Below are 14,436 nucleotides of genomic sequence, written 5' to 3'. Positions count from 1 at the left end.
GTTTGGGAGAGATTTTTTGGCAAAAGTTATAGGTTTAATTTAAGCCAATAGGCAGAACTGCTCAAAAAGTCTACTTTTGTTGATTAAATAATTGGCTAAACTTTCCAACAGCCCTTTTTCTATGGCAAAGCCCATCTTTTTTGTAAGTGAACACTTGTATACTTAGTTACAATTTAATAAATATTTGTTTTTAAAAAATATTATCTAACTCGAACCACCATATACGACTTTAGTCGTATTCTACTTGCATTCTTGATGACACATAACTATTCCAAACGCATTTGATAAATGTATAACCATTTTTTAACCGATTTCTATATTAAGCACCCCTGCTCACGAATTAATGCAAAGGACAATTGCCATGAACATTTCTGATAATAGCCCACAAAACCAACTCTCATCTCAACAGTTTTATCGTCAATACAGTGCCAATGCTTTACTTCCTGAACTAGATTGGCAAAGTATTTTTCCCAACAGCAAACTCAATGAAGCCCATATCAAAGCGTTAAATACGATTTATCAAAGTGCAGTCCCACTCGCGCTTAATGTATTTCATGATCTAAATTTTGATGTATTTGCACCTGCGGCTTATCATCCTCAAGGATTAGGCTTATTTGATAAATTGGCACAACAAGAAGAAAACTTCTTAAAAGTGCTTAGCGCTGAAAGTGAAAATCTTGATCACGATACACGTCATCAAATTTGGAGCATGTTACTTCGCGGTGGAGCTGTACTTGTTTTCAAAGCTTGGCTTGGTCATGTCAAACTTGGCGAAAATCAGCTAGATATGACTCAATTTGATGAGCTCTCTGACTTACTCTTTATTAAAACTCACCCAGATCAACTTGCTGAACGACTACATGTCGATGAAAAAGCAAAACTCGACCATATCTTCTTAATGTATGGCAATGATATTTTCCTTGATCGCTTCAATAGCTTAGAAACAGCTGCACTTTTTGTAGATTTAGGTGTTTATGATGCAGCGTTTTTAAGCTTGCGTGATGACCGCGTGGCTGAATATTTAAAAATGAAAGGTTATGTCACTCAAGATCAAATTGATGATTTGCAATGTGCACTCAATCCTTTGTACTGCGATAGCCTGACACCAAAGCAAGATTGCCTTGCTTAAGTGCCACACATAAAAAAGACCTCAACTGAGGTCTTTTTTATTTTTAGATTTTCTTATCTTCAATATTGAGTGCACTAATTGCCAATACGGCTTGTGTACGGTTTTGCACACCTAATTTTCTAAAGATTGCTGTCACATGCGCTTTAATCGTTGCTTCTGACACATCAAGTTCATAAGCAATCTGTTTATTAAGCAAACCTTCCGCAACCATCATCAAAACACGGAATTGCTGTGGTGTTAAAGATTGAATACGTTCAGCTAAAGCAGTTTCATCTGCCGCTCTCGGATCAAGATTAAGGTTAGGTGGCAAATTAGGTGGTAACCAGATTTCACCCTCTAAAACTTGACGAATCGCTTCACCAATATGACTTGGATGAGCAGATTTAGGAATATAACCCATCGCGCCATGTGCAATCGCACGCTGAATAATTGAAGTTTCTTCATGTGCAGAAACCACAATAATTGGAATAGCTGGATACTGTGCTCGTACATAGACTAGAGCAGAAAAGCCTGAAGCACCCGGTAAATTTAAATCGAGTAATACTAGATCAGGTTCTGCCCCATTTTCCAAACGCTCATAAAACTCATCAACCGAAGCTGTTTCATGAATTTGTGCCTGTGGCAGGCTATAACGTACTGCTTGAATTAAAGCATGACGAAACAAAGGATGATCATCAACGATTAAAATATTCATAAGCGATTAAAGTAATCTTGAGCATAAGTATGGCCTATTGTAACCCTACTATTTAGATGAAAGATACGTTCATCTTATCCATTTTTATGCAAAATGATGATAAATGCAGAACTTAGCTAAAATTTTCAGATGTTTTTTAACATTTAATCAAAATTAATCTGTTTTTTATATAAGCTTACTTTTTATTATAAAAAATATATCACCAATAATTATATAAAATAAAAACAGCAACTTAATAGATAAATAAAGTATAAAAATCCACTATTTATCTTTTATATTTAAAACTGATAAGGTTGACCAATTTCGTTATTTTACAGTTCGCCGTCGTTGTTGATTAATAAGTCCAATCTCTTGTTTTAGGCTTAGGAACCAAATTATGACTGGTATCACATCACCAAAACCTTTGAATATTGTTGCTGTTTCTGGTGGCTTAAATACCCCATCTAAAACGGAAAGTCTGGTTCAAGCCATTCTTGATGAGTTATCCGAAGCAACCGATATTAAAGTTCATTTTATTAAATTAAGTGAAATTGGGCCTTTATTAGGCGGTGCATTTTATCGCAACCAACTTCCACAGCGCGTGCAAGATGATCTTGCAGCGGTTGAAGCAGCTGATGCTTTAATTGTAGGTACACCAGTTTACCGTGCATCTTTTACGGGTCTTTTCAAACATTTCTTCGATTTTGTTGAACAAACTGCATTGGTCGATGTGCCTGTACTTTTAGCAGCATCAGGCGGTAGTGATCGTCATGCACTGGTACTTGAACATCAACTTCGTCCATTGTTCAGCTTCTTCCAAGCACAAACTTTACCAATCGGCGTATATGCAACTGATCGTGACTTTACCCCTGAATATACGGTGAAAAGCGAGCAATTATCAGATCGTATTACGTTAGCAGTAGCGCGTGCATTGCCAATTTTAGAATGGGCACCAGCGAAAGGTGAACGTGCTGAAGTAGTCAAATCTAAGACTCAGCAAGCAAATCAAGAGCTTGGTATTAACAAGCAAATTGAGCAAGAAGAAGTATTACCTTCAGCGGCTGTACCTGATCTTGATGCGGCAGAGTCTCGCTTGCATCACAAGTCTGGCAAATCATTAACAACGCATGTTGCCTAAGTGCAATATCGCTAAATAAAAATACGAATTGGGGGAGCAAACCATGACGCAATTACAACAACCTATTAAATTTGCTTATTGGGTACCAAATGTAAGCGGTGGCCTTGTAGTAAGTAACATCGAACAGCGTACAGACTGGAGTTATGACTACAATGTTCGACTTGCACAGGCTGCCGAAAAAAATGGTTTTGAATATGCGCTCACTCAAATTCGTTTTACGGCGGGGTACGGAGCAGAAAACCAACATGAATCAGTAAGTTTCAGTCATGCATTACTGGCAAAAACTGAAAAACTTAAGGTGATTGCAGCTATTCTGCCCGGCCCCTGGAAACCGGCACTCGCAGCTAAGCAACTTGCAACAATCGATTATCTAACCGAAGGCCGTATTGCCATTAATGTGGTGAGTGGTTGGTTTAGAGGAGAGTTTGATGCGATTGGTGAAGAGTGGCCAGAGCATGATCAGCGCTACGTCCGCTCTGAAGAGTTTATCCGTACGTTAAAAGGAATTTGGACCACCGATAACTATAGTTTCGATGGTAAATACTATCAATTCCAAAACTACACACTTAAACCGAAACCTCTGCAAAAGCCTCATATTGAAGTGTTTCAAGGCGGGAGCTCACGTGCAGCACGTGACATGGCTTCACGTGTATCTGACTGGTATTTCACCAACGGTAATACCGTAGAAGAAATTCAAAAACAAGTCGAAGACATTCGCACTAAAGCTAAAGCCAATAATCATCAGGTTAAAATTGGTGTAAATGCGTTCATTATTGCTAGAGATACCGAAGAAGAAGCAAAAGCGGTACTTCAAGAAATTATTGATAAAGCCAACACTGAAGCAGTAAATGCGTTTGGCGATGCAACACGTGAAGCGGGTGCAGCTTCTCCAGAGCAACAAGGTAACTGGGCAAAATCAAGTTTTGAAGACTTAGTGCAATATAACGATGGCTTTAAAACCAATTTAATTGGTACACCGCAGCAAATTGCAGAGCGTATTGTGGCGCTTAAAAATGTAGGTGTTGATTTGATTCTTTCTGGATTCTTACATTTCATTGAAGAAGTAGAATATTTTGGGGAAAAAGTTCTACCACTCGTTCGCCAATTAGAACTTCAACAAGAAAAGGAGATAGAAATTCAAGCGAAATCAGCCTAAAAAACTTCATTTAAAGCAGCGCAAGACAATAAAAACAATAAATTAAAAATAAAGACTTATTGGCTCCAAGACTCGGCTTGGAGCCTTTATTTTTTAAGATTTCTCGACTTGTCGAATCACTGTTTCAACCGAATAACGGCACCATTTTGAAAGTTTCTCGATAAATTCATTTAATGCTGCGGGTTCAAAATGACTCACAATCATATAGCAAGCATTGCCCATCACTTTAAAGCATTCATCTATTTGTTCATATTGCTTAACCAAATTTTCAATTTCTTCAAATGCGCGTTGTTCATTTAAATGCAAATGAATAAATTGTTTATGCGAATATTGTACGGCAATAGTGTAATTTTTAATGACACCAGCATCCATTAACTGAGCAATTCGAGCGCCCACTGCCTGCCCTGTTCGATGCACACGTTGCCCAATTTCTTTATTGGTTAGTCGAGAATCTTGTTTAAGCAATGCAATAATTTTTAGATCAATCGGGTCTAATTCAATATTCATTTTTCATGGCGAAAGAAAACTGGCGGTAATGCTTTCATCTGACTATAGCCGATTTTACTGGCAGAGAATAATCTTGTTTTATCTCATATCAACAAGAGTGATCTCATGAAACAAGCACTATTAATTATCGATGTACAAAATGATTATTTTAAAAATGGCAAAATGGAATTGGTTGGGCCAGAGCAAGCGCTAGAAAAAATAAAACAACTCGAACAATATTTTAACGAGAAAAACTTACCAATTATTTATGTACAACATATTAACCCGCCACAAGCGAGTTTCTTCCAAGAAAATACAGATGGAGTTTTACTTCACCCTGAACTCAGTGCTGGCAGTGATTCATTAATCGTAACAAAGCACTATCCAAACAGTTTTTTAGAAACCAATTTAGAGGAACTTTTAAAAGCACATCAAATTGAGCAACTCGTGATTACAGGCATGATGACTCACATGTGTATTGATTCAGGGACACGCGCAGCCAAAGAACTGGGCTATCAACCCATTTTAATTGGAGATGCCACCGCAACTCGTGATTTAAGCTATGCTGGGAAGACTACAAAAGCAGAAGACGTACAAACAGCTTTTTTAACTGCGCTTAGTACATTCGCGAATGTACAAAATACTACTGATTTTTTAGCAAACTCTTAATAAAGCTTAATAAAAAAGCCCCAAATGGGGCTTTTTTAAAATTAGTTTTGCTTATCGGGATAAACCGTTGCAATTAACTGATCTACTACAGCAGGTTCAGCCAAAGTTGAAGTGTCACCTAAACTATCTAATTCATTTGCCGCAATCTTTCTTAGAATACGGCGCATGATTTTACCCGATCGAGTTTTAGGTAATGCTGGTGCCCAATGTAGTGCATCTGGTGAAGCCACAGGCCCAAGCACTTTACGCACCCAGTTGATTAACTCTTTACGCAGTTCTTCCGACTCTGCAACACCCGCTTGTAGAGTCACAAAAGTACAAATACCTTGTCCTTTAATATCATGCGGCATACCCACCACCGCAGCTTCTGCCACGGCTTCATGTGACACCAGAGCACTTTCAATTTCAGCAGTACCTAAACGGTGACCTGAAACGTTCAAGACATCGTCAACTCGACCTGTGATCCAGTAATAGCCATCTTCATCACGACGAGCACCATCACCTGTAAAATAGGTACTTTTAAAGGTTGAGAAATACGCCTCGATAAAGCGATCAGGATCGCCCCAAATGGTACGCATCTGGCCCGGCCATGAATCTTTAATTACAAGGTTACCTTCAGCCGCACCCTCTAGCTCATTGCCTTCACCATCTACAATGGCAGGTTGAATACCAAATAAAGGACGTGTTGCGGAACCCGGTTTTAAAGCTGTTGCACCCGGCAATGGAGCAATCAAAATACCGCCTGTTTCGGTTTGCCACCATGTATCAACAATCGGACAGCGGCCTTCACCAACAACGTTGTAGTACCAATTCCAAGCTTCAGGATTAATAGGCTCACCGACCGAACCAAGTAAACGCAGGCTGCTACGGTTACTTTCACGTACAAACGAATCCCCTTCTCTCATCATGGCGCGAATTGCAGTTGGCGCTGTATATAAAATAGAGACTTTATGTTTATCGACCACATGACCAAGACGTGCCCATGTTGGATATTGAGGGACGCCCTCAAACATTAAGGTTGTAGTTCCATTTGCAAGCGGGCCATAAATCAAATAACTATGCCCTGTAATCCAGCCTACATCGGCCGTACACCAATATACATCATCTTGTTTTAAATCAAAGACCTCTTTAAAGGTACTTGTTACATAGACTAAATAACCACCTGTGGTATGCAAAACCCCTTTCGGTTTACCTGTCGAGCCCGAGGTATAGAGAATAAATAATGGGTCTTCAGCCTTCATCGGTTCTGGAGGACAGTTTGCATCCACTTCCATAATAATGAGGTGATACCATAAATCACGTCCCGGCTTCATTTCAATCGGGTTCGCATTACGGTAAACCACCACTACATTTTCAACACACTCTGTACCCGGCAATTCTAGAGCCAAATCGACATTTTCTTTGAGTGGTAATAGTTTTCCGGCACGTAGACTTGAGTCTGCGGTAATCACCAGTTTAGCTTGGCTATCTTCAATACGACTTGCTAAAGAGTCTGGCGAGAACCCACCAAATACCACACAGTGAACAGCACCAATACGGGCACAGGCCAACATGGCAATTGCAGCCTCAGTGACCATCGGCATATACAACACAACACGGTCACCTTTACCAATACCATATTTCTTTAAAACGTTGGCAAAGCGGCAGACTTCGTCGTGTAATTCTTTATAAGAAACGATTTTATGACGAGAAGGATGGTCACCTTCCCAAATAATTGCAGGTTTATGAGGGTGTTCTTTAAGATGCCTGTCTAGGCAGTTTGCTGATACGTTCAACTCACCATCGGCAAACCATTCAATCTTGAAATTGTCTTTGTCAAAACTCGTATTTTTAACTTGGGTAAATGGCTTTATCCAATCGACAATTTTAGCTTGCTCTGCCCAGAATTCATCTGGGTTCTCGATAGAGTGTTGATAACGTTTAAAGTAGTCTGCTTCAACAGTACGAGCTGTTTTTTTAAATTCCTCTGGTACTGGATAGATCTCATTCATACGCAACTTCCTTGATCTTGTGCATCCCATCTCGAGACTGTGGCTATTATTTTACTGGATCTTATTTGTATGCCTTTGCAGTATGATGACTCTTTCAAAGTCTAAACAATGCGACTTTGGTCATATATTAATCACTTACTCAAGCACACGAAATTGTGAACATTTTTATAAAATTAAGTTGATTTAAAACATTTGTCTATAGCTTTTACTTTTATAATTTTTGCAAGATTTGATGGTTTTGATCATCAACAAAGATTATTTTGTCTCTCATACGCAACACAGGAATAAAATAATATGTTTGCCCAAACAAGCTCCTCACGCCCACCACAACTCCCTTTTAAAGATAGTCCGTTTTCAATTCATGGACGTTTTAATCGCATGAGCTATTTAGGTGGTTATGGACTGATTTATTTAGTCACCCTCTTGGGCTATTTCATTTTGGCTTCATTTCTTGGAAGTTTTCAGCTTTCAAGCAATTTATTTAATTTTGAATTTTATAGCTCTCTTTCTGGAGCCAGTGCCTTGGTAGTCTGGGCTTTTTCGCTGTTCCTGATTTATTTAAATATTGTTCTCGTTGTTCGACGTTTGCATGATCTAAATAAGAGTGGCTGGATGGGATTGCTATTGTTCATTCCAGTTGTTCAGTTCTTTTTTATGATTTATTTACTGCTTGCCTCAGGTACAGCAGGTCCAAACGAATACGGTCCTGTTCGACCAACAACGTTTATAGAAAAACTGATGGCTTGGCTTATTTTAGTCGCTATTTTAGTTAGCCTTATTTCAACAGCAGGAATTTTTTATTATTTCTCAGGGACTGATACCTTAGAAACACCGACACAAATCTTACAAAAAGGAACGGAATACTTTTAATTAAAAAACACTTTATTATTTAGATGAACTCATTATAGTAGGCGCACATTTTATCTCCTACTATGATGAAAGCCGAAAATCGCTTTCATAAATTTTTTTAATTGAGACTTGCCGTGGCTGATGAACAAAAATCCTTAACGGATGTCGCAAAAAATACAGGCGAACTTTTGCAAGAAGCGGGCACTAAAACCACTCAAACGGTTTTAGCCCATACTGAAAAGTATCATGATGCCTATACCACTATCGACAAAATCGTGGATAGCTTCTGGGAACGTGTGCCTTATATATGTATTGCGATTATCGTTTTTATTATTTTTTGGCTACTGACCAAATTATTTAAGTTCTTTGTTCGTAAAACCTTAGAAAACCGCTCTTACACACGCCAAAACCTCGTTTTGGTCTTAAACCGTGTAGGCAGTACAGCGATTTTATTCTTTGGTTTCTTAATTGCTTTAGTGATCTCGATTCCAGGGTTTACACCAGGGCAACTCATGAGTGCACTTGGAATTGGTTCTGTCGCTATTGGTTTTGCATTTAAAGATATCTTTCAAAACTTACTATCAGGTATCTTAATCTTATTAAGCGAACCATTCCGCATTGGAGACTCCATTGTTGTCAATTCGCTTGAAGGAACTGTTGAAGATATTCAAATTCGTGCAACATTCTTACGCTCGCCAGATGGTCGTCGCATTGTTATTCCAAACGCAACTGTTTATACAAGTGCTTTAACTGTAAATACTGCTTATCAACAACGACGCTGTGAGTTTGTAGTCGGAATTGGATATGACGACGATGAACAAAAAGCTAAGCAGATTATTTTAGATATTCTTAACAATGATCGAAATGTACTGAGTCAGCCAGCCTTCTCGGTTAACGTTACAGCGTTAGCAGATTTCTCGGTTAACCTGACTGTACGCTGGTGGGTTGATACAACTGAAACTGATATTTCGTCATCTACGAGCACCATTCAAGCTCAGGTCAAGCAAGCTTTTAATGCGAACGGAATTAATATTCCTTACCCAATTCAGGAATTAAAAATGGCCGCAAATCAGCCACTTTTAAATTCTGAAGCATCAACTAAAGAGACGACCTAAAATATAAGAAATAGACGTTTCAGTTCTTAAAATACGGTTGCCTAAGCTCACAGCTTGGCAGCCGTTTTTTGTGAGCAAATCAACTTCATAGGGAATAAAGCCACCTTCGGGACCCACGACTACACTACAAGCATGTGGAATATTAACTGGCATGCTCTGCTCGGCATAAGGGTGAGCCACATAGGCGGGTGTTTCTTTGGAGATCAAGCTTGGCAGAACGTCTTCAACAAAAGGTTTAAAGCGTTTGTACATGTGAATTTCAGGAACAATCGTGTCACCTGCTTGCTCAAGCCCTAAAGTCACATAGTTATCGAGTTGTTGCAAAAATGGAGTTTGCCAATAGCTTTTATCTACCCGATAACTATGAATCAAACTAATTCTTTCCACCCCTAAAGTCACACTGTCCATGATTAAACGGCGTAAAACTTTGGGTCTTGGTAAAGCCATAATTAAATGAACCGGAAGTTTTGCAGGTACAGCTTCTTCACTAATAGGTCGTATACAAACTTCTTGCTCGTTAATCGAGATAATTTCAGTGGTATAACGTGCGCCATTACGAACACCAACTTTTAGATTTTGGCCAACCGTAATATCAAGATGTTCACGTAAATGTTGTAATTGGCGCTTTGAGTGAATTGACCACGTGTCTGACTGAATATCTTCAGGCTCTAGTAAAACGATATTCATGGTTTGTCGGCCAAATACCGGTTAATTACGCCAATATGTTTTTGCAATGAACCTTGGTTACGTTGTAAGACTTTATGTGCTTGTTCTACTACTTGTTGGGCCTGATCAGGTTCAGCTAAACATGCTATCCAGATTGCCACAACTTGCTCAGCGTCTTGGGCAATGAGCACACCATTTTCATCAATAAACTCATCGACAATGGTTTGGAAATTAAAGTAACGAGGTCCAATTACGGTCGGTACATTCAAAACCATAGGCTCTAAAATATTATGTCCACCACCCGGCTCATTTAAAGAACCACCAACAAAACACACCTGACTTAAGGCGTACCATAACCAAAGCTCTCCCATACTATCGGCTAGATAAACCTGTGTACTCGTATGAATACTTTGATTCAAGCTTCTACGGTGAGTAATTAAATCTAGGTTTTGGCAAATTTCAAATACTTCATCGAAACGTTCAGGATGTCGAGGTACAACAATACAAACCAACTCTGGATCTGACTTTAAATAAGGCTGAAGTGCTTGCAAAATTTGTTGTTCTTCGGGTGCATGTGTACTGGCAATTGTCAGTACTTTTCGTTGGCCCAAATACCATAGCTGATATAACTTTGCTGCCTGATTTATAAATGCTTCTGGTGCGTGAATATCAAATTTAATATTTCCAACCACCTGACTTTTTTGTTGATCTAAGCCAAGCTCGACATAGCGTTGGCGAGTAGCATTATCTTGTGCCAACACCCAGTCAATTTGTTTCAGCATTCCTGCTGTTAAACCTGAGACTCGACTATAACCTTTAGCTGATTTTTCTGATAACCGCGCATTTAACAATAAACAAGGAACCTGTTGTAGCTTGGCTTGATCAATTAAATTTGGCCAAAGTTCAGTTTCAACCAATGCTAAAAGTTTTGGCTGATACAATTCAAAAAATTGTTTTAAAAGATGCTTTTGATCAACAGGCAAATAAACTGCTTGAAATAAATCTAAATAAGGTGCTTTTAAAAATAATGATTTGGCACGTGCCTGCCCAGTTTTAGTCGTATTAGTAACTAGCACAGGTTGTCCGAGTTTAAGATAATGCTCGATTAAAGGCTGCGCAGCATTGGTTTCTCCAACCGAAACAGCATGGAACCAAATTGCTCTCACATTTTTTGGAGATTCAAACGGCCCAAATCTTTCCAGACATTCCTGATTATATAATTCCTGGCTTTCTGCACGTTTTTTTATCCGCCAGTGGTAAAAAGGTTTTAATAAATGGAGTGCGGTGTTGTACCAAAATGGGGTCGCCAAGCGGGTTGCCTCAAATAGTCAAAGTTTAAAACTGGGGAAAATATAACATAGATAGAAAAAATGGCAGAGTTTCGATACCTAAACTCTACCATTACAAGAAAAGCGATTTACTGAACCCATAAATGAATGAGGTCAGTAAATTATCAGTTTAAAAAATTACGAAGCTTCTAGCGTTGGATAGTCTGTATAACCTTCAGCACCTTTTGCATATAAAGTTGTTGGTTGAAGTTCATTTAAAGGTAAGTCTTGCTCTAAACGCTGTAAAAGATCTGGGTTGGCAATATATGCTTTACCAAAAGATACTGCGTCAGCTTCATCATCACGCAAAATACGTTTTGCTGACTCTGGTGTTAGGTTCTCATTCGCAATCCATACACCATTAAATTTTTCACGAAGTTTAGGACTAATACTGTCAGCAGCTTCATATTCACGAGAGAAGATGAAAGCAACATTACGTTGGCTCAGTTGTTCAACTACATAACCAAACGTTGCTAACGGGTTTTCATCACCCATATCGTGTGAATCACCACGTGGTGCAATATGTACACCTACTCGGCCAGTGCCCCACACTTCAATAAATGCATCAACGACTTCTAATAATAAACGTGCACGGTTTTCAACAGAACCACCGTATTCGTCATCACGTTGATTTGTATTACTTTGAAGGAATTGGTCAATTAAGTAACCATTCGCTGCATGTAATTCAACACCATCAAAACCAGCTGCTTTAGCTAATTCTGCTGAATTTTTATATTGAGCAACAACCTCTTTCACTTCTTCTAATGAAAGTGCGCGTGGTGTTACATACGGACGTTTAGGACGTAATAAACTCACTTCACCCGCAGGTTGAATTGCACTTGGTGCAACAGGAATATCACCATCTAAAAGTTCAGGATGCGAAATACGGCCAACATGCCAAAGTTGAGCTACAATTTTTGAACCTTGAGCATGAACTGCCTCAATAATTTTATTCCAAGCTTGTGCCTGCTCTTGTGACCATAATCCTGGGGTTTCTGCATAACCTACAGTTTTTGAACCAATCACTGTTGCTTCAGTCAAAATAAGACCAGCATTTGCACGCTGTTGATAATATTCAACCATCAAATCATTAGGTACTCGGCTTTCACCACTACGCGCACGCGTTAATGGAGCCATTACCAATCGATTTTTGATTTCAAAATCACCAACCGTTAAAGGAGTATTGAGTTCAGCCATAGTCGCCTCGACTTACACTTTAATATTGTTAAAGTGTTTGTTTTAAATGTTCGATATATTGCTGAATCAAAGCTTCGTTACGTGAAAAATAAGACCATTGACCATATTTTTGTACCTGAATCAAACCTGCCTGTTGTAAAACAGACAAATGATTCGACATTGTAGACTGTGCTACTTTGCCCAATCGTTCAATATGACCTGCACAAACACCCTTCTCAAAACTACCACCACACTCTTCCACTGGTAAATAATGCGCAGGTTCTTTCAACCATTGCAAAATCTGCCGACGTAGCGGATTGGAAAGGGCTTTGCTAATTGCATCAATATCCATAGGCTCAACACGTCTTTTAAACGAACAAAGCTTTATTCAGCATTTCGAAAACATCATATCGCATTTTTGCGATATTCATATCTATTTTTTTCGATATTCATATCGCATTTTTTCGATTAAGATTCGAAGGCTGAATTGCTTTGCCGTTTTAATCGCTAAAAATCCAAGAGTTCTACATATTCATAGATGAACTGTATTTAAACTAAAAGTTCAGCAGACTCTTATAAACCTTGTTTTAAGCTCGCCTCAATAAAGCGATCAAGGTCACCATCAAGAACAGCACCTGTATTAGAGTTTTCAACGCCCGTACGTAAATCTTTAATACGTGAATCATCTAATACATATGAACGAATTTGGCTTCCCCAACCAATATCAGACTTCGAGTCTTCTAGAGCTTGAGCCGCTTCATTACGTTTTTGCATTTCCAATTCATACAAACGCGCACGTAACTGTTTCCATGCGTGGTCACGGTTAGCATGTTGCGAACGCTGGTTCTGACACGCCACCACAATACCTGTTGGAGTGTGGGTCAAACGTACTGCCGAATCGGTTTTGTTAATATGCTGACCACCTGCCCCAGATGCACGGTAAGTATCGGTACGAACATCAGAAGGATTAATATCAATTTCAATATTGTCATCAACTTCTGGTGAAATAAATACCGCAGAGAATGAAGTATGACGGCGGTTACCACTGTCAAATGGTGATTTACGAACTAAACGGTGGACACCCGATTCTGTGCGTAACCAACCGTAGGCATATTCACCTTCAACACGAATTGTTGCAGATTTAATACCAGCTACGTCACCATCAGATACTTCCATGAGCTCTGCTTTAAAGCCATGACGTTCAATCCAGCGCATATACATACGTAATAGCATAGATGCCCAGTCTTGTGCTTCGGTACCGCCTGAGCCTGATTGAATCTCGACATAACAAGGATTCGGGTCCATTGGATTGCTAAACATACGACGGAATTCAAGTTTAGCCAGTTCATCTTCAGCAGCACTAAGCTCTGACTGAACATCTTCAAGCAAGCTTTCATCATCAGCTTCTACAGCCAAATCTAACATCGCTTTTGCATCTTCAAGTTGTGTTGACAACCCATCCAATACATTAATAACGTTTTCTAGTTCGCCCTTTTCTTTCGCCATTGCCTGAGCACGGCTTTGATCATTCCAAATCGCAGGGTCTTCTAACTCACGTAAAACTTCTTCTAAACGCTCTTTTTTCAGATCGTAGTCAAAGATACCCCCGTAGTGTTTGGCTACGATCAGTTAAGTCTTTCAATTGGTTTAGATAAGGATTAATTTCCACGCGAGTGTTCCCATAAGAGCAGATAAACAGGCAATTATTTTAGCATAGCTGCGGTTATCTTCGAACCTGCTTTGTATTTCTCATTATATTTCACTCATCTAATTTCTAAATTTTCTTCAGTTCATTTTAAGCTTAACCAGTAACATCCTCATACAAAATTGGGTACTTTTACAGCATTTTTTATGATCTACACAAAATCTCCTCAATTTTAATAAAATTAAACATTCTATTTTTATATTTTAAAATCAAATATTTAAGTTAAACATATTTACAAAAAAAGCACATAGTTACAGTGCGGTTACTTGTGCAAGATTGACGCTACCCGATTTTCCTCTAGACTAAAAGTTGTAACAAAACATTTATAAAATCGCTTTTTAGAGGGGAGAGATTC

General features: G+C 38.9%; 14 protein-coding genes. 6 read left to right on the top strand and 8 right to left on the bottom strand.

All coding sequences use genetic code 11. From position 1 onward, the window contains the following. The first annotated feature begins 361 nt into the window (after positions 1-361). Entirely contained in the window at positions 362-1,129 is a 768-nt protein-coding gene (locus I7H67_RS06455; protein WP_013196612.1) for a hypothetical protein, read from the top strand. Between the two features lie 43 nt (positions 1,130-1,172). Here I7H67_RS06455 and I7H67_RS06450 read toward each other — a convergent pair whose 3' ends face one another. Further along, positions 1,173-1,823 (bottom strand): response regulator, encoded by a 651-nt coding sequence (locus I7H67_RS06450; protein ID WP_013196611.1) that lies wholly within the window; start codon positions 1,821-1,823, stop codon positions 1,173-1,175. A 376-nt stretch (positions 1,824-2,199) separates the two neighbouring features. Between I7H67_RS06450 and msuE the strand changes: the two genes are divergently transcribed. Further along, positions 2,200-2,940, top strand: a complete 741-nt coding sequence (gene msuE, locus I7H67_RS06445) for an FMN reductase (RefSeq protein WP_005300671.1) — start codon at positions 2,200-2,202, stop codon at positions 2,938-2,940. A gap of 43 nt (positions 2,941-2,983) precedes the next feature. Continuing rightward, positions 2,984-4,096 (top strand): dimethylsulfone monooxygenase SfnG, encoded by a 1,113-nt coding sequence (sfnG, locus tag I7H67_RS06440; protein WP_005300669.1) that lies wholly within the window; start codon positions 2,984-2,986, stop codon positions 4,094-4,096. 93 nt (positions 4,097-4,189) lie between these two features. Here the strand turns inward: sfnG and I7H67_RS06435 are convergent, their stop codons facing one another. Continuing rightward, a complete protein-coding gene (locus I7H67_RS06435; protein WP_198307398.1) occupies positions 4,190-4,603 on the bottom strand; it encodes an Lrp/AsnC family transcriptional regulator in 414 nt (137 codons plus the stop codon). 105 nt (positions 4,604-4,708) lie between these two features. On the opposite strand from I7H67_RS06435, the gene I7H67_RS06430 reads away from it, so the two are divergent. Then, complete coding sequence (locus tag I7H67_RS06430; RefSeq protein WP_198307397.1) at positions 4,709-5,251, top strand: cysteine hydrolase family protein; 543 nt, start codon at positions 4,709-4,711, stop codon at positions 5,249-5,251. Between the two features lie 41 nt (positions 5,252-5,292). Here I7H67_RS06430 and acs read toward each other — a convergent pair whose 3' ends face one another. After that, positions 5,293-7,242, bottom strand: a complete 1,950-nt coding sequence (acs, locus tag I7H67_RS06425) for an acetate--CoA ligase (protein ID WP_198307396.1) — start codon at positions 7,240-7,242, stop codon at positions 5,293-5,295. Positions 7,243-7,536: 294 nt separating this feature from the next. Between acs and I7H67_RS06420 the strand changes: the two genes are divergently transcribed. Then, positions 7,537-8,112, top strand: a complete 576-nt coding sequence (locus I7H67_RS06420) for a DUF805 domain-containing protein (RefSeq protein WP_198307395.1) — start codon at positions 7,537-7,539, stop codon at positions 8,110-8,112. A 113-nt stretch (positions 8,113-8,225) separates the two neighbouring features. After that, positions 8,226-9,206, top strand: a complete 981-nt coding sequence (locus I7H67_RS06415; RefSeq protein ID WP_198307394.1) for a mechanosensitive ion channel family protein — start codon at positions 8,226-8,228, stop codon at positions 9,204-9,206. Here the strand turns inward: I7H67_RS06415 and I7H67_RS06410 are convergent. The 5 genes from I7H67_RS06410 to prfB form a co-directional block, all read right to left on the bottom strand. Next, entirely contained in the window at positions 9,186-9,893 is a 708-nt protein-coding gene (locus tag I7H67_RS06410; protein ID WP_198307393.1) for a 16S rRNA (uracil(1498)-N(3))-methyltransferase, read from the bottom strand. The two genes, I7H67_RS06415 and I7H67_RS06410, sit on opposite strands and share 21 nt — an antisense overlap. Further along, positions 9,890-11,182, bottom strand: coding sequence for a 3-deoxy-D-manno-octulosonic acid transferase (locus tag I7H67_RS06405; RefSeq protein ID WP_198307392.1), 1,293 nt, complete (start codon positions 11,180-11,182; stop codon positions 9,890-9,892). Before I7H67_RS06405 ends, I7H67_RS06410 begins: the two co-directional genes overlap by 4 nt. Before the next feature lie 156 nt (positions 11,183-11,338). Continuing rightward, the gene (locus tag I7H67_RS06400; protein ID WP_198307391.1) at positions 11,339-12,397 is read right to left on the bottom strand and encodes an alkene reductase; all 1,059 of its coding nucleotides are present in this window, start codon (positions 12,395-12,397) and stop codon (positions 11,339-11,341) included. A gap of 28 nt (positions 12,398-12,425) precedes the next feature. Next, positions 12,426-12,728, bottom strand: a complete 303-nt coding sequence (locus I7H67_RS06395; RefSeq protein ID WP_002121891.1) for an ArsR/SmtB family transcription factor — start codon at positions 12,726-12,728, stop codon at positions 12,426-12,428. A gap of 221 nt (positions 12,729-12,949) precedes the next feature. Beyond that, positions 12,950-14,045, bottom strand: a protein-coding gene (gene prfB, locus I7H67_RS06390) for a peptide chain release factor 2 (protein ID WP_107880456.1) whose coding sequence is annotated in 2 segments (ribosomal slippage) — positions 12,950-13,972 and positions 13,974-14,045 — 1,095 coding nt in all. Because the reading frame shifts where the segments join, the coding sequence is not laid out codon by codon here. Positions 14,046-14,436: the final 391 nt, after the last annotated feature.

Origin of the sequence: Acinetobacter sp. ACIN00229, assembly GCF_016106645.1 — a bacterium.
Taxonomy (GTDB): Bacteria; Pseudomonadota; Gammaproteobacteria; order Pseudomonadales; family Moraxellaceae; genus Acinetobacter; species Acinetobacter oleivorans.
This window is presented reverse-complemented; position numbering and strand designations above follow the sequence as displayed.